Consider the following 19749-nt stretch of genomic DNA (forward strand, 5'->3'; position numbering starts at 1 on the left):
CGCGATGATAATCGGCTAGAACTTGAAATGGAATGACGGTTTCACCACAAAGGGCAGTGCATCCGGCCGGTCGAGCTCGGTGAGCCGCCACACCAGATCCACCCGCGCGACCTTCAGGATGTTCTCGAGGCCGAAGCCCACCTCCACGTACGGTCCATCGGGAGCGGCAAGTCCGCCGGGCAGGGGTACGGGGCCGTTGCGGTTCTCCGGACGCAGGTCGCCCACGAAGGCGCGGGCAAAGATGAACTCGCGCAGCTTGACGCGGCCCAGCAGCGGCACACGGTTCAGCAGGAAGCCCTCCAGGTGGTGCTCCACATGGAGCGCCGCGTATCGGTCGGCCGCGAACTCCATGAAGTTCATCAGGTTGAACGAGCGTGCATCGTTGAACAGCAGCGGATCACTGTTCGGAAAGAACAGCAGCATGTACGGCACGGCACCGGACAGGGCGCCTCCTTCGGCCAGAAGGTCCAGATAGCCCCAGCGCCCCACCCGTTGGCGGTGCTCCACCTTCACCCGCAGGCGGGCCAGGTCCACCGCTCCGCCCATGAAGCCATCGGCCGCAAGGGTGGCCTCCACGGCGACAGTGGGCAGGCGGGGCGCGAAGAGCCCCTTGCGCAGCTCGTCGAAGGCCGCGGAAAGACCGGGGGTGCCCGGGCTCCAGCGCACGGCGAGCCGGGCGCCGGACAGGTCCACCGCGTTCCACGCCAGGGTGTCGCCCGCCCGCAGCAGGGGCAGCGGTCCGGCAGCGTCGGCGAGGCGCTCTCCGAAGAAGCCGAAGCGTGCCGAGAGCCCGTCGGCAGCGCGGCGCTCCACATGAGCCTCGACCAGCCTTCGGTACCAGCGGGGATCGGGGCCCGACAGGCGCACCAGGCTCGTGAGGGCATGATCGAGCGGCAGCAGGCTGGCGCTTCGCCCCGGTTGCACCAGGTCGTCCCACAGGTCCAGCCCACCGCCCCAGGTCCGGTGCCCGCGGGCATCGCGGGGCCGCCACCAGAGCGAGGCCGCACCCTTCCACCGGTCGTCATCAGCGCCGTAGGCCAGGTGGCCCAATGCGCCCCATCCGGTGCTGAGCCGGTCGGTGGTGCGCAGGCCGACCTTGCCCCGCCAGCCTTCCACGCGGTTGTGGCTCACGAAGGTGTACACGTTGCCCACGTCGAGGGCGCCCACGGGCAGCCATCCTTCGGCCAGCAGGTGCAGCACCGCCTCCCTCCTCCTCCACCGCGGATCGGTGTTCATGCGGTCCACCATGCGCACCACGCGGGCCTCCTCCGCGCCAAAAGCCTCCGGCCGGATGGCTTCCCAGTAGGCATCATCGCGGAAATAGGCGCTGTCGAGCTCGGGGTCGGGCGGGGCGGCCGTGTAGAACGCAGCGTCACGGGGCTGATCGAGCACCACCTTACTGGTCACGCTGAGCTTCCGGCCGAAGAAGCCGGTCATGTCGGCATCGTTCTCAATCACCGTGAAGTCGGCGAGCACTTCGCTGCGGCGCAGGAACCAGGGACCACCGGGCTCCGGGACGTGGTGCTGCCGGATGCGGTAGTGCCGCACGAAGTTCACGTTGGCCGCGATGCTGAAGGCCAGGTCCACCCGCACCACCGCATGGCTCACCGTGTCGATGAGCAGTTCACCCGTGAAGGCGGCATCGGCCGCTACCCGGGGGCGGTAGGTGATGCGGTGGCAGGTGAAGCCGTCGCACAGCACCAGGCTGTCGTGCAGAAGGTAGCGGTAGGCGCGCTGGAAGTGGTCGTTGATCGGGCTCGGAAAGCTCCGGTCCAGGATGAGCACCTGCTCCTGGTAGATGTCGGGGTCGACGTACATGTCCTGCACGAACTCCATGATCCGGCGGGCACGGAAGAACTTGGAGGTGCGGCTCCCCAGGAGCACGGTGCGCTCCGCAGGTGGATCGGCGCGATGGTGGCGGCGCTCATGCTGTTCGGTGAGCAGGATGGGCAGGTAGCGCACGCCCTCGGCGGTGGTGTCGATGCCCTCCCACAGGAAGTCGAAGGGCCGAAGCAGGATGTTGCGCTTGATGCGGTCGCTGAAGTGGTTCAGGTCGAAGCGGACGCGGTGGTACAGCTCCTGCTCGTAAGCGGCGGCGGCGGGCGCGTTCACCGGTTTTTGGGCCACCACCCGCCGCAGGATGGCGAAGGCGGGGTTCTCCCCGGGCCGCACGCGCACCTCGCCCAACAGTTCGCTCGAGGGCTCCAGGGCCACGAAGAGGTCGCGCGCGCCCCCGCGCGGCAGGGCCTGCCGGAGGGTGCGGTAGCCCGTCATGGTCACCTGCAGGCTGTCCCGGCGTCCATCGGCCTCCAGGACGAACGATCCCGTGCTGTCGGTGGTGGTGCCTTCCGCAGCGCCGACGAAGCCCACGTTGGCAAAGGACAGCGGGTCGCCGGACCGGGCGTCGGCCACCACGCCAGAGACGCGGGTGCGCTGGGCGAGGGCGGGTACGGCGGCGATCAGCAGCAGGCCGATCAGCGGGAGGCGGGGCATCGAACGGAGCGAACCGACCTGGCGTGGCGGATGTTCGCCCTGGGGACACATCCGTCGTGTTGCGGGGATCGTGCCAATTTTACGGCGTTCGCGCCCAGCCCTCATCCGCGTGAAGATCCACATCGGTCGCGACCGCTACCTCAGCTTTTCCGCCACCACCCTCATCGGTGCCGACCTGGCCACCTGGATGGGCATCCTGTGGCGCTACGGCCGAGGCATCTCCTGGCCCTTCGTCCCAAAGGCCATCATCCTCACGTGGGTGGTGCTGCTCAACACGCCGCTCGTGTGGTGGGAACGGCTGCGCCACGACCGGCGCATCCGGCGCACGAAGGTCACCGCCCCGCTTTTCATCATCGGCCATCAGCGCAGCGGCACCACCTACCTGCACTACCTCATCGGCAGGGACCCGCAGTTCGGCTACCTGTCGGTGAAGGAGAGCTTCATGCCCTGGCTCTACCTCACCCTGGCCCCGCTGCTGCGCCGCATGTATGCCAAGGCCCTGCCGGATAAACGTCCGATGGACGACCTGCGCATGGGCGTGGACCTGCCCACCGAGCCGGAATATTCGCTGGGGAACATGACGCCGAGCACGATGATCCCGGGCTACTACTTCCCGCGGCGCATGCTGGAGGTCTTCCGCCGCAACGTGCTGTTCGAGGATGCGCGCGCCCGGCGCGCCTGGCAGCGCACGCTCCGGTACTTCATGCAGAAGCTCACCCTGCGGCACGGCGGCAAGCCCATCGTGCTGAAGAGCCCCGAGAACCTCGCACGGGTGAAGGAGATCCTGGAGGTCTTTCCCGATGCCCGGTTCCTGCACATCATGCGGGACCCCTACCGGGTGTTCTTCAGCACCGAGCGGCTCTACGGCATCACCCTGCCGTTGGTGACCATGCAGCACGTCCAGGGCGAAGTGGTGGAGGAGGCCTTGCTGGAGAGCTACCGGCTGATGTTCGGCAAGTTCTTCCGCGACAAGGCCTCGATCCCCGCCGGACAGCTGGCCGAGGTGCGCTACGAGGACCTCATCGGCAACGAGGAAGCCGTGCTGGAAAAGGCGTACGCCCAACTGGGCCTGGGCGGTTTCGAGGCGGCCCGTCCGCACATCCTCGCCGAGGTGAAGAGCTATGCGGACTACCGCACCAACAGCTACACCTACCCTCCGGAGCGGATGCGGCTGGTGCGCGAGCGCTGGGGCCCGGTGTTCGAGGCGCTGGGCTACCCGAAGGACGTGCCGCTAAGCACCCAGCAGCAGGGCGCGAAGGCTTGACGCGAAGCGGTCCGCCTCGTCCTCGTTCAACGCGCGGCCATCATACCCCAATACCAGGAGAAGGGCACCGCGTTCCCGGCCCACCACCACGCTCAGCCCGGGGGGCGCCGGCACAGGCGGCAGGTGCAGCACCTCCAGCACGGGCCTTCCGGTGAAGGTGGTGGTCATGCGGTCCAGGTCGCCCAGGTCGCTGAAGCCGAAGCTGCTCCATCGCCCCAGCGAAGGCAGGTCCACCATGGCGGCGCTGAGCCAGGCCGGCAGATGGCGGAACGCCCGCAGCAGGGCGCGGTACCGATGCGGGAAGCGGGCACGCACCTGCTGGACCAGCTGGCTGTTCAAGCCGCGCACCGCCGTCGTCGTATCGCGGAGCTGCGCCTGCTCCAGCCGGAAGAACAGGAAGGACGTCACGTTGGTGAGCAGATGCCCCTGTCCACCGCGCGGCCGCTGGTCCACCGGCGCGGAGAACCAGAGGTAGCGCGGCAGGCTCCCGCGGCGGTCCAGCACCCCGTTCACCGCACGGGCGGCGGCCGCCATGAAGTGGGCGCTGCGCGCCAGGGCGGCACCGGTGCTGCGGGCCTGGTCATCGATCCGGGCCGTCTCCTCCGCCGTGAAGCGAAGGACACGGAAGCGGGGCACCGGGGGTACCGCGCGATCGCCCACCCACAACGAGCCGAGCCGCGGGCCCGAGGTGCGGAACGCCTGTGCGGCACCCACCACCACATCCCGCCAGGCACCCGGCGCGGCGGCGCGGTCCTCCGGCGGCAGCATGGGGCCGGTCCATCCGCCGGACTCCAACGCATGCAGCAGGTTCAGCATGCCTTGATGGTCGAAGAGGGCGTGGTGGAAGGACACCAGCACCTGCGTGCGTTCCGCGGCGGCGAGCACATCGAAGCGGAGCAGGCCCTCGGCACCCAGGCGGTCACCGAGGCGCTCGGTCAACCAGGCCTCCGGATCATCCTTCCGGTGCAGATGCACGATGTCCGGCGCATGCTCCAGCGTGCACCACCGCGGCAGCCAGGGCCATCCCACCCGCCATCGGATGCGCGCCACCAGCTGCACCACCGGATCGGTGCGCAGGCCCGTCGCGACCGTCTCCGCATCCACACCGGGACCGAGCTCGAACCGCATGCGCGACACATTGCCCGCCAGGCCCCGCTTGCGCATGGCGCGGTGGACGAGCCAGTGGAAATGGTCGGGGCCCGAGAGCGGCCGGTCCATCTCCGGCGCGGACGGGGACCTCGACGGCATCCGGCTCAGTTGATGTGGCGCAGCGCGTAGGCGGCGAGCGAGCGCAGGTCGCGCAGGTCGTCGGCACCGATGCCTTCCACGGGAATGCGTGCCCCGAAGCGGTCCTCCACGGCCATCATCAGTTCGATCACCGAGAGCGAGTCCAGGCCGAGGGCGGCCAGGTCGGCATCCTCCGCCACGGGCGCTGCCACACGCTCCTTCACCAGGTCGCGCAGCACCTCCACCACTTCCGTCTGTTGCACCGCCATGGCCGCCGCGCGAAGATAGGACCCGGTCGACACCCGGCCCGGGCCGTAGCTTCGCCGGCCATGGCCGCCCCCGCGATCGACGTGCGCAACCGGCGTGCGTCCTTTGAGTACCACCTGCTGGACAGCTACACCTGCGGGTTGGTGCTCATGGGGTCGGAGATCAAGAGCATCCGGGCGGGCGGCGCCTCCATCAGCGAGGCGTTCTGCACCTTCCTGGGCCCCGACCTCGTGGTGCGCAACATGCAGATCAACCCGTACGGCACCAACGTCCACTTCGTGCACGAGCCCAAGCGCGACCGCAAGCTGCTGCTGAAGGCCACCGAACTGAACAAGCTGCGGCGCAAGGTGAAGGACGCCGGCGTCACCATCGTTCCGGTGCGGCTGTTCATCTCGGACCGCGGCTATGCCAAGCTGGAGATCGCGCTGGCCAAGGGCAAGAAGATGCACGACAAGCGGGAGAGCATCAAGGAGCGCGACGTGCAACGCGACCTGGACCGTGGCCAATGACCGTCCCTCCTGGCGGGCGCAGCTGGCCGATGCCGACCCGCACGCGCTCCCCGGTCCCCGCTGGGCGCGGCTGGCCCTGCTGTTGCTGCTGACCGCGGCCGGTGCGCTGCGCCTGCTCGGCTGGCCCTCGATCCCCTTCACCCATGACGAGATCAGCGCCTTGGTCCGCCTCTATCCCACCCTGGGCGAGACCATCCAGCGGGGCGTCATCGAACTGGACACCCATCCGCCCGGCGTGCAGGTGCTCGAATGGCTGTGGACCCGGCTCGTGGGCCGTACCGAAGGCTGGGTGCAGCTACCCTTCATCGCGGCCTCGCTGGCCGGTATCCTGTTCATGTACCGCTTCGCCCTGGCGTGGACCACCGCCACGGTGGCCCTTGCGGTGACGGCCCTGCTGGCCACCCTGCAGTATACAGTCCTCTATGGCCAGCTCGCCAGGCCCTATGCCATCGGGCTCTTCACCGTGGCCTTGCTGGCCGACCAGTGGACGCGCTGGCTGGCCTGGCAGCGCACCGGCCATCTGGTCGGAGCCGCCGTTGCGGCGGCGCTGTGCGCCTATACCCACCACTTCGCCGCGCTCGTGGCCGCACTGATCATGGCCAGCGGACTTGCGCTGGCACCGGCGACGGGTCGCCTGCGCTGGCTGCTGGCCTGCGGGGCGGGCCTGCTGCTCTACCTGCCCAACGTGCCCATCCTGTTTCGGCAGCTGGGGCTGGGCGGCCTGCAGGAATGGCTTGCGCCACCGGATGCCCACTGGTTCCCCGACCACCTGTGGTGGGTGGCGCACACCTCCTGGCCCCTGGCCGCCCTGATGGTGCTTGCCGGGGTCGCGTCCTTCGCAGGCTGGTGGCGGGGTACATCGCGGGCCTGGCCGATCGTGCCCGTGCTGCTGGTGTGGGTGCTCGTACCCGCCGCGCTGGGCTATGGCTACAGCGTCTGGCGCGCGCCGGTGCTCCAGCACTCGGTGCTCGTGTTCTCCTTCCCCTTCGCGCTGGTGCTGCTTCTCGGCGGACTGCATCTGCGCCGGCCGGTCGCGGTCCTGGGCCTGGTCGGGGTCCTGGCCGGTACCGCCACGTTCACGCTCTTCACCGTGCGCCAGCATCACCGCACAGCGCTCACCTCCAAGTACGAGGCCTTCCTGCAAGCCGCCACCGACGCCGCCGCGCACCCCGGCACAGTTGTCGTGATCGACGCGCCGAACGAGGTGCTCGATCGGCTGGAGCAGGAGCCACGATACACGGCTGCGCGTGGGCATTACCTGCGCCTGCGCGAACTGGGGAGCAACACGGCCGTGCTCGACCGCATCCGCACCGACCGGCCGGCGGAGGTCGTGCTGGGTCTCTTCCACAGCACCGATCGTGCGCTGCCCGCGCTCATCCAGCACAGCCACCCGGTCCTTCTCGAACGCCTGGACCTGGTGGAGGGACAGGTGCTGCGCTTCGGCACCACCGGCGACGGCCTCGCGGACACCACGGCCTGGAGCACCGCCGCGCCGGGTATGCTGCCCGCAGGCTGGCAGGTGGAGCCTGCGGCCATCGGCACGGACAGCCTGGCGGCGCAAGGCTGGGACCTCGGTGGGCGCGAATACGGCGTCCTCTTCCAAGCGTCCGTGCCGGGTACGCATCAGCCCAACGACGTGCTGGAGCTGCTGCTCGATGCCACGGCCCTGGACACGGCGGGCCTGGCGTTGGAAGCCGTGATCGAACTCCGGTCGGTCGTGGGCGATCACGACAGCCTGCTCGTGTACCGTAGCGCCTCAGCCGCAGCTTGTGCACTCCGTATCGGCGAGCGTGGCACCGTGGTGGTGGCCCTGCCGCTCAGCCGTGCCCTCTCGCGCCACCCCGGGCTGATGCTGCGGGCCTACGTGTGGAACCGGGACCGTGGCCACGCGCGCGTGCATGGCCTGCGGCTCCGCTGGCGCGAGGGCGACCCGGCGCTCTATGGGTTGGTGGAGCCCATCCACGGCCCCTGGCGCTTCGCCCCGAAGTGACGGGAAGCAGAAAGGCCGCCCGCAGGCGGCCCTTCCGGCGCAACAAGGGGAAGCGCTAGAACTTGAAGTTGAGGCCGACGCCCAGCGTCTCGCGGAACTGCGTGGTGGGACCGAACTTGGCCACACCGTCCTCCGTGCGGGCGATGTTGATGTCGTGGTCGTAGATGAGCATGGTGTTCAGCGTGGCGGCGAACCAGCTGTTCACCTTGAAGGTCCACAGCATCTCCCAGTTCACGTCGATGTTGGAGGGCTCCTTCAGGTAATTGCTGAACAGGTCCAGGCGGGTCATGAAGCCGATGTTCTTCGCCACATCCGTCTGGTAGGTGAGGTTGAAGAAGCCACCGAACTGGAACAGGACGTTCTCCCCGGCGGTCACGCGGCGAATGAGCCCGCCCGTGGTGTCATACACTGCCGGGTCCACGCCGAAGTTGCCCGCATCGGCCAGGTCCTGGTCCATCACGAAGGTGATCTTGGCCGTGGCCGGCGAGAGGTACACGCTGAGCTTGTTGTTCGGCTTGTAGTCCACACCGAGGCCGAAGAGCAGGTAGCCCGGGGCCAGCAGGTTGGAGATCTTCACCGTGTCATTCGTGGCGTCGAAGCCCTCCGTGAACTGCGAGCGGAACTGCAACATGGCGCTGGCGTACCACGGCCCCTTCATCTGGTAGCCATAGCGCGAGTTGAGCTCGAAGCGGTCGTCGCTCTTGAAGGTGCGCTTGCCCTCCTGCGCCAACAGGCCGTAAGCCAGCATGATGGAGTTGTCCCAGGCGATACGGCCCTTGCGCTTGTTGGCGAACGCGTTCATCTGGGCGATGCCGCTCATGCTGCTGAGGCCGCCGGCGGCCCAGTTCACCAGTTGCACCTGGGTGAAGTTGATCTGGAAGACGCCGCCCGTGGTCCACACCTTGGTGGAATCGACGGTGGCGGCAGGCTTGTCGCGCAGGGCCTTGCGGTCGGCGTCCTGCAGGTCCTCCTGGGCGGTGGCGGGGATCAGCATCAGGCACGCCAGGGGAACATGGATGAAGCGGAAAGATCGGTTCATGCGGGGGTTGGGTTCGTTCGAGGGTCGTGCGTCAAAGGAAACCGATGGCGGCTTCGGAGAACTATCCGTTGTCAGTTCTCGGGGGCGAACACCTGGTCGGTAAAACGCAGCGTATCGGGCACGCGCATCACCAGATAGGGATGGCCGGTGGCTTTGTGGCAGTTGTTGCAGGTGGCGATGAGGGTGGTGAAGCGCGGAGCGAAGTCCTTCAACCCGTCGGTGCGCAGCTGATCGCGCAGGGCGTCGATGGCGGGAAGCCCCAGGTTGGTCATGTAGGTGCTCACGGGCACGCCGTCATCCACCAGACCGGCCTTGGCCACGGCGGCCATCTCCTCCTTCAGCTCGTGGCGGTAGAACTCGGCCAGCGGAAGGTTGCCGGCGGTGCCCGCGGCCCAGAGCTTGTGCGCGTGGCTCTGGATGCGGCCCATGTACACGGCCACCTCCACCTCGGGCTGCGGGGCGGGCGCGGTGGAAAGGGCCTCCACCTGATGCTGGAGGCGGTTGATGCGGTGCATCAGCAGCGCCACCACCACCAGGAAGGCGAGGGCCAGGAGAAGGTTTCCGTTCTTCATCCGAAGGTGAAAAGGCCCTCGGCATGAACGCCGAAGGCCTTGGTGGGCACTGCAGGATTCGAACCAGCGACCCCTACCCTGTCAAGGTAGTGCTCTGAACCAGCTGAGCTAAGTGCCCGAAGGGGCGGCAAAGGTAACCGCCGGTTCCGAACCGGCACGACCGCTTGACCTCCCATGCACGGACCCGCCCTCGAAAAGGTCCATCCGTGTTCATCCACGTCCATTCGTGGTGGACCACCAAGGGTACCCCAGGTATCACGAACGGATCGGGCTTCGCCGCCGTTATCCCCGTGATGCGCTCCCTCCTGTTCCTTTGCGGGCTCACCGCGCTGTCCGCCTGCGGACAGGCGCCGTCGAGCCGTCCCCACACCGCCACCGCCATGAAGACCGATGCCGAATGGAAGGCGTCCCTGACGCCGGAAGAGTACCGCGTGCTGCGCCAGAAGGGCACCGAACGCGCCTTCACCGGCGCGTATTGGGATCATCACGACGACGGCGTGTACCGCTGCGCGGGTTGCGGCCTGGCCCTCTTCGGCAGCGACACCAAGTTCGACAGCGGCACGGGCTGGCCCAGCTTCTTCCGTCCGGTGGAGGCCGGCTCCGTGGAAGAGCATACCGACCGCACGCTGGGCATGGTGCGCACCGAGGTGGTGTGCGGCCGATGCGGTGGCCACCTGGGCCACGTGTTCCCCGATGGGCCCCGTCCCACGGGCATGCGCTACTGCATCAATTCGGTGTCGCTCCGCTTCGAGCCCACCGCGCCCAAGCGGCCCTGAGCACTGTCAGCCGCGGCGTGCGGCGGCCGCTTACATTTGCGGCGCACCATGGCACAACCCAACGTTTCGGACAGCGGCCGGATCTTCCAGAACCCGGTGCTGGAGGCCCTGACCAAGACGCACATCGCGATCCCCCTCACCCTGTTCTACGGCAGCGGCGTGGGGGCCATGCTCTACGGCATCTTCGGGCTGAAGCTCGATCTGGCGGGCAGCATCGGGATCTTCCTGGTGGGGGCCTTCTTCTTCACCCTGGTGGAGTACCTGGTGCACCGCTACTTCTACCACATGGAGGCCGACAACCCCAAGCGGGCCCGCATCCAGTACATCTTCCACGGCATCCACCACGACCACCCGCGCGACAAGAAGCGGCTGGCCCTGCCCCCGCTGATGACCGTGCTGGTGGCGGCGATGTTCCTGGGGCTGTTCCGCCTGCTGCTGGGGAGCTATGGCTGGGCCTTCGGCGGCGGTTTCATGGTGGGCTACGCCACCTACCTGCTGGCGCACTACGCCATCCACATCCACCGCCCGCCGAAGAACTTCCTGTCGCTCATCTGGAAGCACCACAACCTGCATCACTTCGCCGACACCGACGGCGCCTTCGGCGTCAGCTCGCCCTTCTGGGATCATGTGTTCGGCACCATGCCCCGCGACCCGCGCGCCAAGCGCGAAGCGGCGGGCGCCTGAACCGGGATCCCGCGTACGCCACCACACGACCCTGACGACCGGGAGTTGCGCTCACCCAAGCGGCGAACAGATCAGACACTGGCCACCTTGGCGGCCACCGGCACGCCCAATACCTTCTTCAGCACGTCCACGGTGCGGTCGATCTCGGCGCGTGTCGTGTAGCGGCTGAACGAAAAGCGGATGTTGGCGCCGGTGACGTCGGGATAGAGGGCACCGAGTACATGGCTGCCGGCATTGCTGCCGCTGCTGCACGCGCTGCCGCCGCTGGCGGCGATGCCCTCGATGTCCAGGTGGTAGATCAGCATCTCGGCCTTGCCGTCGTCCGGGAAGCGGACGTTGAGCACGGTGTACAGGCTGTCCGGACCGATGTCGCCGTTGAAGGCCACGCCCGGCACCTCGGCCCGGAGGCGGGCGATCATGTGGTCCTTGAGGCCCCGCACATGCCGCTGGTGCTCCTCCAGGTGGGCGTAGGCCAGGTCGAGGGCGGTGGCCAGGCCCACGATGCCGGCCACGTTCTCGGTGCCGCCGCGCATGTTGCGCTCCTGGGCGCCGCCCTGGATCATGGGCTTGAGGCCGGTGCCTTCGCGCAGGTAGAGGAAGCCCACGCCCTTGGGCCCGTGGAACTTGTGGGCGCTGGCGCTCAACATGTCCACCGGCAGGGTGCGCAGGTCGAAGGCGTAGTGGCCCATGGTCTGCACCGTATCGCTGTGGAACAGGGCGCCGTAGCGCCGGCAGAGGGTGCCGATGGCGTGCAGGTCGTTGCGGGTGCCCACCTCGTTGTTGGCGTGCATCAGGCTCACCAGCGCCTGGGGGTTGGCGGCCAGCAGCTCCTCCAGGTGGGCGAGGTCCGCACGGCCGTCGGCGTCCAACCGCACCCAGTGCACCTGCACGGGGCCGCTGCGGCCCAGCTCGTGGGCGGTGTGCTCGATGGCGTGGTGCTCGATGGGCGAGGTGATCAGGTGGCGCACCCCGCGGTCGCGCACGCTGCAGGCCAGGGCCATGTTGTCCGCCTCGGTGCCGCCGCTGGTGAAGATGATGTCGCCGGGCATGCCATGCAGCCGGTCGGCCACGGTGCGGCGGGCACGCTCCACGGCGGCGCGGCTGCGGCGGCCGAAGGCGTGGATGCTGCTGGGGTTGCCGAACTCCTCGCGCAGGCAGGCGGTCATCGCCTCCAGCACTTCGGGTGCGAGCGGCGTGGTGGCCGCGTTGTCCAGGTAGATCCTGTTCATGCCCATGTGCCCAGTTGCCCATGTGGACATGTGCGCAGGTGCGCAGGTGCCCATGGACCGCGGGAGCCGCGAATTTACCGCCTTCCGGGCACGCAGGCGCCGCGGCCACGCACCGGCATCCCAGCCGCGCTCACACCTCCGACCCTTCCGCTTGTGGACGGCGGGGCGTATCTTGGCGTCATGGGGTGGGCCCGCAGCTTCGGACGTCCCGAGGTGCGTATAGCGACCCGGTTCATGGAGGATATACGAACTGGTTCGTATATCCAACGTTGCCGCACATTTAAAATGACAGAAACAGAAGCCATAGTAACAGCAGCAAAACATTACTGCATTGACAATTTTAGATATTGGTCGAACAGGTATCAAAATGAAAGGACTGGTAATGACTTTCCTTACACCTATACTGACAACGACTATAACCTCTTTCCCAGATACAATGCCTTGAGTGCAATTCGACAGGGAATAGAATACTTCACAGGAAAAGAATTTCAAGATATTAAATCTTGTAAGCTAATTCTAATAAAAACAGGAAAGGAAAGTCAAAGTCCTTTTACTGAAAAGACACAAAATAAAATAGAGCAAAAAGCAATTCAGGAAGAACGAGATAAATTCGTGCAATTCATTGATAATATTGAAAGTTCCGTTTTAAAAACCGTTGAACCATTACCTTACAGAAGGAGATTAAAAGATGACGAACGAGAGACAATACGTCAAGTATTAACTGATAAATGGAGAGTTGACGGGTATTGGGTGCCATTGATAGAATCAAGTCCTGAAGTGACAACTATATTTTTGGATAAAGAGAATTTGACGGAAAGGGACGAAACCCAGATTGCGGACTTCATTAAGCAGAAAGCCGAAGGTCGATTATATGAAATCACTGAAGAGCAACTTGACTATGAGATTGACCAAAGTGAATTCGATATTGACTGTTATGAGACATTCTATTGCGATAAAACTTTCAATTGGCTCGTTTATGGTTCACACGAAGGAACTTTAGCGTTTGGCGGTAAAGAATTGCTCGACTTTGTCCAACAGGTTTTTGCGGACAGAAAAGAAATGATTAATAATTGGTAAAAAAGAAAAAAACGATGCGGCAACAACGGGTATAGTGCATGCCCTGCGGGACACGCACCATACCCAAACCGTTACCTGCAAGCTAAAAAAGTCAATGAGACAATTAATAATCTTACTAATTCTAACAACCACCCTGACTGCTTACTGTCAAGATGGGAATCTTCATTTAATTGATGCAGTCAAAACAAAAGAGACGAAAGAAAATATTGAAAAATGGTTAGTTGGTTATTGGAGTTTTATTGAAATGAAATCACCGGAAGGTGAAAAAATTGACACTCTTTTTCATAAGGCAGGTGACCAAATCATAGGGACAGAAGTAATCGAACGGACAGACTATGCATTCAATGAAAACATGACTTACGCAAACAACTCCGTTCTTTCTTCCACAGACCCTGTTAACCCTGACTCAACTCTAGGTACATGGTACTATGACAGACAGAAAAAAGAGTTGATTTTAGAGTTTCATAGTCCGATTGAGCCTGACTTAAATGGAATTCCTGAATCCTACATTAAGCAGATGAAAGAACTTGGCATGTTTAAACCTCAAACTTATACGTTTTTAGAAATCCATTCTGTAAGCGAAAACGAATTAGTAATTATTGAACATAGGGCACATGAAGAGAACGAATTGATTTATAATTTACTCTATTACAGAAAAAATAAAAAAGCCAGCAGGTAACAATGGCTATCAAACATAGGGCGGACAGTGGTTTCCGTAAGTTTTCGGGCTTTAACAAAGTTCGCTTCGGGCGGACAGTTAAGTGCTCCGAAACGCCCTACGTTTCATACCCGAGACCGTCAACCCCCTCACCCCTCTCCCAGCTCCCGCACAACGCGTTGGGCCAGGGCATCCGCCTCGGGCATGCTGGGGGCTTCGGCATAGACGCGGATGATGGGTTCGGTGTTGCTGCGGCGCAGGTGCACCCAGGTGTTGCCGAACTCGATGCGCAGGCCGTCCACCGTGCTGTGGGGTTGGGCGGCGTAGCGCCGCTGCATGCGGTCCACCAGGGCCTGCACGTCCACGCCGGGCCGCAGTTCGATCTTGTTCTTGCTGATGAAGTAGTCCGGGTAGCTGCGCCGCAGCTCCAGGCAGCTGCAGCCGCGCCGGGCCAGCAGGGTGAGGAAGAGGGCGATGCCCACGAGCGCATCGCGGCCGTAGTGCAGTTCGCTGAGGATGACGCCGCCGTTGCCTTCGCCGCCGATGGGCGCGTTCACCTGCCGCATCAGCTCCACCACGTTCACCTCGCCCACCGCGCTGGCATGGCGGGTGCGGCCGTGGCGCGCGGCCACGTCGTTCAGGGCGCGCGTGCTGCTGAGGTTGCTCACCGTGTCGCCGGGGCGGTGGGCCAGCACATGGTCCGCGCAGGCCACCAGGGTGTACTCCTCGCCGAACAGGCTGCCGTCCTCGCACACCAGCGCCAGGCGGTCCACGTCCGGGTCCACACTGATGCCCAGATGGGCGGTGCGCTTCACCACCTCGGCGCAGAGGTCGGTGAGGTGCTCGGGCAGGGGCTCGGGGTTGTGGGGGAAGTGGCCGGTGGGTTCGCAGTACAGCTTCACCACCTCCACGCCCAGGGCCTCCAGCAGCAGGGGGACGGCCACCCCGCCCACGCTGTTCACCGCGTCCACCACCACCGTGTACTTCCGGGCGGCGATGGCCTGGGCATCCACGAGGTCCAGCTTCAGGATGGCGTCGATGTGCTTCCGGGTCCAGCTGTCGTCGGTGCGCACGCGGCCCAGGTGGTCCACCTCGGCGAAGGTGTAGGCGTCGTTCTCCGCCAGGCGCAGCACCTCGGCCCCGTCGGCGGCGCTGATGAACTCGCCTTGGGCGTTGAGCAGCTTGAGGGCGTTCCACTGCTTGGGGTTGTGGCTGGCCGTGAGGATGATGCCGGCATCGGCGCCTTCGCCAGGCACGGCCATCTCCACGGTGGGCGTGGTGGCCAGGCCCAGGTCGATGACCTCGAAGCCCAGGCCCACGAGGGTGCCACGCACCAGGTCGGCCACCATCGGACCACTGAGGCGGGCGTCGCGGCCCAGCACCAACTTCGGCGCTGGTTTACCGCTGCGCTGGAGGACGAGCGTGCCGAAGGCGGCGGTATAGCGGACCACGTCGAGGGGCGAGAGGCCTTCGCCGGGGCGGCCACCGATGGTGCCGCGGATGCCGGAGATGGAGCGGATGAGGGTCATGGGAATGGGGTGTTCCTGAGCGGGTGCAAAGGTGGAACCCACGCGGTCGCCTCTGTCGGTCGGCGGCGGAGGTCTTCAACGGGGGGGTGTGAGCGGGGCAGAGACTGTTCAGTAAAGTGTGTCAGGCCGGATTGCGAACTTCAACACCTGACCCATGGAGGACAAGACGGACAAGTTCGATTACGAAGCCTTCGAGAAGGAGGCCATGAAGCAATTGCTACTGGGCAAGCCCTTGAGCGGCAGCGATGGGGTGCTGACCCCGCTGGTGAAGCGACTGATGGAGGCCTCGCTACGGGGCGAGCTGAGCGCTCACCTGGCCGAGGAGCCGCCTGGAGGTAACCGGCGCAACGGACATGGGCGCAAGCGGGTGAAGACCGCCCACGGAGAGGTGGAGATCGCCACGCCGCGCGACCGTGAGGGAACCTTCGACCCGGTGCTGCTGCCCAAGCGCGAGCGCGTGCTGAACGCCGAGCTGGACATGAAGATCATCAAGCTCTACGGGCTTGGGATGAGCCAGCGCGACATAAGCGACCATGTGCGGGACCTGTACGGCATCGAGGTGAGCGAGGCCACGATCAGCGCGGTGACCGACCAGGTGATCGCCGATGTACAGACCTGGCGGCAGCGGCCCTTGGAGGCGCGCTACGCGATCGTGTGGCTCGATGCCATCCACTTCAAGGTGAAGCAGGAAGGGCGCGTGGTGAACAAGGCCGTATACACCGCCTTGGGCGTTGGCCCCGATGGCCACAAGGACCTGCTGGGCCTGTACGTGGGGCAGAGCGAAGGGGCCAAGTTCTGGCTGGGCGTGCTGGGCGACCTGCGCCAACGCGGCGTGGAGGACATGCTGATCGCATGCATCGACAACCTGAGCGGCTTCTCCGACGCGATCTCCTTGGTGTACCCACAGAGCGATATCCAGCTCTGCATCGTGCACCAGGTGCGCAATACCCTGAAGTACATCAGCTACAAGCACTACAAGGAGGTGGTCAAGGACATGCGGGCCATCTACCGGGCCCCTGGTGAGCAGCAAGCGCTGCATGCCCTGGAGGTCTTCAGCGACAAATGGGGGAACGCTACCCGCAGGCGGTGAGCTCCTGGCACACCAACTGGCCGCTGCTGGCCAGCCAGTACCGCTACAGCGAGCGCATCCGGCGGCTCATCTACACCACCAATCCCATCGAGGGCTTCCACGCTCAGCTGCGCAAGTACACCAAGACCAAGCGCGTCTTCGACAACGACATGGCCCTGCTCAAGCTGCTCTATCTGGCCCAGCAGCGCATCGTGGAGAAAATGGCCGCCAAGCCCATCTTCGCTTGGAGGGAGATAGCCGCCGAGCTACGCCTGCTCTTCGGCCCACGCTTCGATCCACAGGCGATCAACACCGATCAACAGGTTCTGAGTCTCCCCCGGACCCCCTCGTTCAAAACCCAACAACATCAACATCATCAGCAATAACGATGATGACACACTTTATCTAACAGACCCCCTGCCTCCAGCCTCCAGCTTCCAGCCACAAGCCGCAGGCCGCCAGCCACCAGCCACAGGCTTCCAGCCGCAGGCCTCCTGCCTCCAGCCGCAGGCCACAAGCTTCCAGCTGGCCGCCGCGAGCGTCCATCTTCCCTCTTGGTCCTTCCCTCTTGATCCTTCCTCCTTGGTCCTTTCTGCTTGGTCCTTCCTCTTGATCCTTCATCCTTGGTCCTTCTCCAGGCCCGGGTCGATCCCCCGGTGGGTTGTGCATAACACATTTCCGGCGACCCCGGCCCGCCATGGGGTTCCCTATTTTTGAGGGAACTTTGCCGCGCATGAACGAAGGCCCTTCCCCCCTGCCCGACCGCGAGGACGACCGCACGGACCACGTGCAACGCTTCGAGGCGATGCTGAGCCGGAACGACCATTACTTCTTCGACGTCGAGGAGTTCGAGCTGATCATCGAGCACTACCTGGACAACAACGAGCCCAAGAAGGCGCGGCAGGTGCTGGACTACGCGCACAAGCAGCATCCGGGCTCGGTGGACCTGTTGTTCTGCGAGGCGCAGGTGCTGATGGGCATGGGCCGGTTGAACCGCGCCCTGGAGGTGCTGGACAGCATCGCCAAGCTGGAGCCCTACAACGAGGATGTGCACCTGCACAAGGCCGGCATCCACAGCCAGTTGCGCAACTACCGCAAGGCCATCGAGCACTACCGGAAGGCGCTGGAGCTGGCCGAGGAGGGCCTGGACGACATCTACCTGGACCTGGCCTTCGAGCATGAGAACTGCGAGCAGTTCGACGAGGCCATCGGCTGCCTCAAGAAGGCCCTGGAGGTGAATCCCGAGAACGAGGCCGTGCTGTACGAGCTGGCCTACTGCTACGACCTGGCCGAGGCGCACGAGGCCAGCGTGGTCTTCTTCCGCCACTTCACCAACGAACACCCGTACAGCTTCGTGGCCTGGTACAACCTGGGCAACGCGCTGGCCAAGCTGGGCCGGTTGGAGGAGAGCAACAACGCCCTGGACCTCTGCCTGGCGATCGAGGAGGAGTTCAGTTCGGCCTATTTCAGCAAGGCGCGCAACCTGTTGCAGCAGGGTTCCTACGAGGAGGCCATCGCCTGCTACCAGGAGACCCTGAACATCGACGGTCCGCAGGCCGTCACCTTCAGCTACATCGGCGAGTGCTTCGAGAAGATGGAGCGCTACGAGCAGGCGCTGATCCATTATGACCAGGCGCTGGCGCTGGACCCCAACTGGGTGGACGCGTGGATCGGGCGCGGCGTGGTGAAGGACTACCAGGGTCGGCTGGTGGAGGCCATCAAGGACCTGGAGCAGGCGGTGCGGATCTCCCCGGACACCGGCGACGGCTGGTTCTACCTGGCCAACGCGCTGGCCCGCGCCGAACGCTGGGAGGCGAGCATCCAGGCCTACGAGCGCCTGAACACCATGGAACCCGAGAACCTGGAGGGTTGGCTGGACCATGCCGACCTGATGATGCACCTGAAGGGGCCGGAGGCCGCGCTGGCCAAGCTGCGGGAGGGCGAACTGGTGCACAAGCTGACCCCACGCTACAAGTACCGGATGGCGAGCTACCTGCTGCGCTGCGGACGCCAGCAGCAGGCCCTGCTCGAGCTGGAGGAGGCGCTGATGGCCGACCATGCCGGTCACGCCCAGTTGCTGGAGCACCACCCCGAAGCGGCCGCCATGCCGCAGGTGATGCACCTCATCGAGCTCTACAAGCGATGAACTTCAGCCTGTCGCACATCCCCGCGCGCACGGCCAGACCGCGCGAGGAGGGCCTCACCATGGTGATGGACAAGGGCCTGAGCCTGCGGCAGGTGGACGACCTGATCGAGACCTCGGGCGACCTGGTGGACCTGGTGAAGCTGGGCTTCGGCACCAGCTATGTGATGCCGCGCCTGAAGGACAAGGTGAAGCGCTACGCGGACGCCGGCATCCGGGTGTACCTCGGCGGCACGCTGTTCGAGGCCTTCATCGCCCGCGGGCAGTTCGACGCCTACCGGAAGCTGCTCAAGGAGTTGAAGCTGGACTGCGCCGAGGTGAGCGACGGCAGCATCACGCTGCCGCACGACGAGAAGTGCCGCTACATCAACCTGCTGGCGCAGGACCACACGGTGTTGAGCGAGGTGGGCAGCAAGGAGACCGGGATCCTGATCAGCCCGGCCAAGTGGGTGCGGATGATGAACACCGAGCTGGAGGCCGGCAGCTGGAAGGTGATCGCGGAGGCGCGCGAGAGCGGCAACGTGGGCATCTACCGGCCGAGCGGGCATGCGCACACCGCCCTGGTGAACCGGATCCTGGCCAAGGTGCCCGGGAAGGACATCCTCTGGGAGGCCCCGCAGAAGAGCCAGCAGGTCTGGTTCATCAAGCAGATCGGCGCCAACGTGAACCTGGGCAACGTGCCGGCCGATGAGGTGATCCCCTTGGAGACCCTGCGGCTGGGCCTGCGGGGCGACACCTTCTTCCAGTACCTGCCCGAGGAGGTGGCCGAGAAGCTGCGGCAGGTGAAGCCGCCGGAACAGGAAGGCAAGAGCAAGGCGTGACGGTGTGGCGCCGTGCGCATCGTCCGGTGCATCTTCGCGCCGCATGCATCCCGACCCGACCGCTCCATCCATGACCACCATCGGCCCGGAGGACCTTCAGCGGATGCGCCGCGATGGCGTTGTGTTCCAGCTGATCGATGTGCGCGAGCCGTACGAGGCCGAGCGTTGCTCCCTGGGCGGCACGCTGATCCCGATGGGTGAACTGCTGGACAGGTTGGAGGAGATCCGCCGCGATGTACCGGTGGTGGTGCACTGCCGCAGCGGCAACCGGGCCCTGGCGGTGATCACCGCACTGGAGCGGCGCCACGGCTTCAGCAACCTCATCCAACTGGAGGGCGGCATCCAGGCCTACGCGGCCCGGATGGATCCCGGTATGCGCTGCGACTAGAGGCCACCCTTGCG

Annotated in this window: 17 protein-coding genes, 1 tRNA gene and 1 pseudogene; 11 read left to right on the top strand and 8 right to left on the bottom strand. The window is 65.0% G+C overall.

The genetic code is table 11. From position 1 onward, the window contains the following. Positions 1-15: 15 nt before the first annotated feature. Positions 16-2493, bottom strand: a complete 2478-nt coding sequence (locus IPM49_04480) for a carboxypeptidase-like regulatory domain-containing protein (protein ID MBK9273783.1) — start codon at positions 2491-2493, stop codon at positions 16-18. A 109-nt stretch (positions 2494-2602) separates the two neighbouring features. Between IPM49_04480 and IPM49_04485 the strand changes: the two genes are divergently transcribed. Continuing rightward, a complete protein-coding gene (locus IPM49_04485) occupies positions 2603-3757 on the top strand; it encodes a sulfotransferase (GenBank protein ID MBK9273784.1) in 1155 nt (384 codons plus the stop codon). On the opposite strand, the gene IPM49_04490 is transcribed toward IPM49_04485, so the two are convergent. Both IPM49_04490 and IPM49_04495 read right to left on the bottom strand, forming a co-directional pair. Beyond that, the gene (locus IPM49_04490) at positions 3725-5005 is read right to left on the bottom strand and encodes a hypothetical protein (GenBank protein ID MBK9273785.1); all 1281 of its coding nucleotides are present in this window, start codon (positions 5003-5005) and stop codon (positions 3725-3727) included. The genes IPM49_04485 and IPM49_04490 overlap by 33 nt on opposite strands. A 5-nt stretch (positions 5006-5010) precedes the next feature. Then, positions 5011-5253 (bottom strand): acyl carrier protein, encoded by a 243-nt coding sequence (locus IPM49_04495; GenBank protein ID MBK9273786.1) that lies wholly within the window; start codon positions 5251-5253, stop codon positions 5011-5013. Between the two features lie 60 nt (positions 5254-5313). Here IPM49_04495 and smpB point away from each other — a divergent pair, with 60 nt between their 5' ends. Both smpB and IPM49_04505 read left to right on the top strand, forming a co-directional pair. Continuing rightward, a complete protein-coding gene (gene smpB / locus IPM49_04500; GenBank protein ID MBK9273787.1) occupies positions 5314-5760 on the top strand; it encodes an SsrA-binding protein SmpB in 447 nt (148 codons plus the stop codon). Then, a complete protein-coding gene (locus IPM49_04505; GenBank protein MBK9273788.1) occupies positions 5750-7750 on the top strand; it encodes a glycosyltransferase family 39 protein in 2001 nt (666 codons plus the stop codon). The genes smpB and IPM49_04505 overlap by 11 nt, the downstream gene beginning before the upstream one ends. Positions 7751-7805: 55 nt before the next feature. Here IPM49_04505 and IPM49_04510 read toward each other — a convergent pair whose 3' ends face one another. From IPM49_04510 to IPM49_04520, 3 genes are all read right to left on the bottom strand, one after another. Then, positions 7806-8789, bottom strand: coding sequence for a DUF3078 domain-containing protein (locus IPM49_04510; protein ID MBK9273789.1), 984 nt, complete (start codon positions 8787-8789; stop codon positions 7806-7808). 71 nt (positions 8790-8860) lie between these two features. Continuing rightward, positions 8861-9361 carry a hypothetical protein gene (locus tag IPM49_04515; protein MBK9273790.1) on the bottom strand — a complete coding sequence of 167 codons (501 nt, stop codon included), beginning with the start codon at positions 9359-9361 and terminating at the stop codon, positions 8861-8863. Positions 9362-9401: 40 nt separating this feature from the next. Continuing rightward, positions 9402-9479: transfer RNA gene (locus tag IPM49_04520), tRNA-Val, on the bottom strand. 175 nt (positions 9480-9654) lie between these two features. Between IPM49_04520 and msrB the strand changes: the two genes are divergently transcribed. After that, complete coding sequence (msrB, locus tag IPM49_04525) at positions 9655-10137, top strand: peptide-methionine (R)-S-oxide reductase MsrB (GenBank protein MBK9273791.1); 483 nt, start codon at positions 9655-9657, stop codon at positions 10135-10137. A 48-nt stretch (positions 10138-10185) separates the two neighbouring features. Next, entirely contained in the window at positions 10186-10821 is a 636-nt protein-coding gene (locus IPM49_04530; GenBank protein ID MBK9273792.1) for a sterol desaturase family protein, read from the top strand. A 71-nt stretch (positions 10822-10892) separates the two neighbouring features. Here the strand turns inward: IPM49_04530 and IPM49_04535 are convergent, their stop codons facing one another. Then, positions 10893-12050 (bottom strand): cysteine desulfurase, encoded by a 1158-nt coding sequence (locus IPM49_04535; protein ID MBK9273793.1) that lies wholly within the window; start codon positions 12048-12050, stop codon positions 10893-10895. Between the two features lie 180 nt (positions 12051-12230). On the opposite strand from IPM49_04535, the gene IPM49_04540 reads away from it, so the two are divergent. Next, positions 12231-13127 carry a hypothetical protein gene (locus IPM49_04540; protein MBK9273794.1) on the top strand — a complete coding sequence of 299 codons (897 nt, stop codon included), beginning with the start codon at positions 12231-12233 and terminating at the stop codon, positions 13125-13127. Positions 13128-13161: 34 nt separating this feature from the next. Continuing rightward, positions 13162-13806: a hypothetical protein gene (locus IPM49_04545; protein MBK9273795.1), complete on the top strand. Its 645-nt coding sequence runs from the start codon at positions 13162-13164 to the stop codon at positions 13804-13806. A 128-nt stretch (positions 13807-13934) separates the two neighbouring features. Here the strand turns inward: IPM49_04545 and glmM are convergent, their stop codons facing one another. After that, positions 13935-15314: a phosphoglucosamine mutase gene (gene glmM, locus IPM49_04550; GenBank protein MBK9273796.1), complete on the bottom strand. Its 1380-nt coding sequence runs from the start codon at positions 15312-15314 to the stop codon at positions 13935-13937. Between the two features lie 154 nt (positions 15315-15468). Between glmM and IPM49_04555 the strand changes: the two are divergent. From IPM49_04555 to IPM49_04570, 4 genes and pseudogenes are all read left to right on the top strand, one after another. Continuing rightward, a pseudogene (locus IPM49_04555) lies at positions 15469-16691 on the top strand (IS256 family transposase). A 425-nt stretch (positions 16692-17116) separates the two neighbouring features. After that, positions 17117-18529, top strand: a complete 1413-nt coding sequence (locus IPM49_04560) for a tetratricopeptide repeat protein (GenBank protein MBK9273797.1) — start codon at positions 17117-17119, stop codon at positions 18527-18529. Next, positions 18526-19347 carry a phosphosulfolactate synthase gene (locus tag IPM49_04565; GenBank protein ID MBK9273798.1) on the top strand — a complete coding sequence of 274 codons (822 nt, stop codon included), beginning with the start codon at positions 18526-18528 and terminating at the stop codon, positions 19345-19347. The genes IPM49_04560 and IPM49_04565 overlap by 4 nt, the downstream gene beginning before the upstream one ends. Positions 19348-19417: 70 nt before the next feature. After that, positions 19418-19735 carry a rhodanese-like domain-containing protein gene (locus IPM49_04570; protein MBK9273799.1) on the top strand — a complete coding sequence of 106 codons (318 nt, stop codon included), beginning with the start codon at positions 19418-19420 and terminating at the stop codon, positions 19733-19735. The last annotated feature ends 14 nt before the right edge of the window (positions 19736-19749 follow it).

Source organism: Flavobacteriales bacterium, from assembly GCA_016715895.1.
In the GTDB taxonomy this organism is placed as follows: domain Bacteria; phylum Bacteroidota; class Bacteroidia; order Flavobacteriales_F; family PHOS-HE28; genus PHOS-HE28.

Bases quoted from the DNA above. Each gene is read 5' to 3' on its own strand.
- IPM49_04480 (MBK9273783.1), bottom strand. From the start codon at position 2,493: ATGCCCCGCCTCCCGCTGATCGGCCTGCTGCTGATCGCCGCCGTACCC.
- IPM49_04490 (MBK9273785.1), bottom strand. From the start codon at position 5,005: ATGCCGTCGAGGTCCCCGTCCGCGCCGGAGATGGACCGGCCGCTCTCG.
- IPM49_04495 (MBK9273786.1), bottom strand. From the start codon at position 5,253: ATGGCGGTGCAACAGACGGAAGTGGTGGAGGTGCTGCGCGACCTGGTG.
- smpB (MBK9273787.1), top strand. From the start codon at position 5,314: ATGGCCGCCCCCGCGATCGACGTGCGCAACCGGCGTGCGTCCTTTGAG.
- IPM49_04510 (MBK9273789.1), bottom strand. From the start codon at position 8,789: ATGAACCGATCTTTCCGCTTCATCCATGTTCCCCTGGCGTGCCTGATG.
- IPM49_04515 (MBK9273790.1), bottom strand. From the start codon at position 9,361: ATGAAGAACGGAAACCTTCTCCTGGCCCTCGCCTTCCTGGTGGTGGTG.
- msrB (MBK9273791.1), top strand. From the start codon at position 9,655: ATGCGCTCCCTCCTGTTCCTTTGCGGGCTCACCGCGCTGTCCGCCTGC.
- IPM49_04530 (MBK9273792.1), top strand. From the start codon at position 10,186: ATGGCACAACCCAACGTTTCGGACAGCGGCCGGATCTTCCAGAACCCG.
- IPM49_04535 (MBK9273793.1), bottom strand. From the start codon at position 12,050: ATGAACAGGATCTACCTGGACAACGCGGCCACCACGCCGCTCGCACCC.
- IPM49_04540 (MBK9273794.1), top strand. From the start codon at position 12,231: ATGGGGTGGGCCCGCAGCTTCGGACGTCCCGAGGTGCGTATAGCGACC.
- glmM (MBK9273796.1), bottom strand. From the start codon at position 15,314: ATGACCCTCATCCGCTCCATCTCCGGCATCCGCGGCACCATCGGTGGC.
- IPM49_04560 (MBK9273797.1), top strand. From the start codon at position 17,117: ATGAACGAAGGCCCTTCCCCCCTGCCCGACCGCGAGGACGACCGCACG.
- IPM49_04565 (MBK9273798.1), top strand. From the start codon at position 18,526: ATGAACTTCAGCCTGTCGCACATCCCCGCGCGCACGGCCAGACCGCGC.
- IPM49_04570 (MBK9273799.1), top strand. From the start codon at position 19,418: ATGACCACCATCGGCCCGGAGGACCTTCAGCGGATGCGCCGCGATGGC.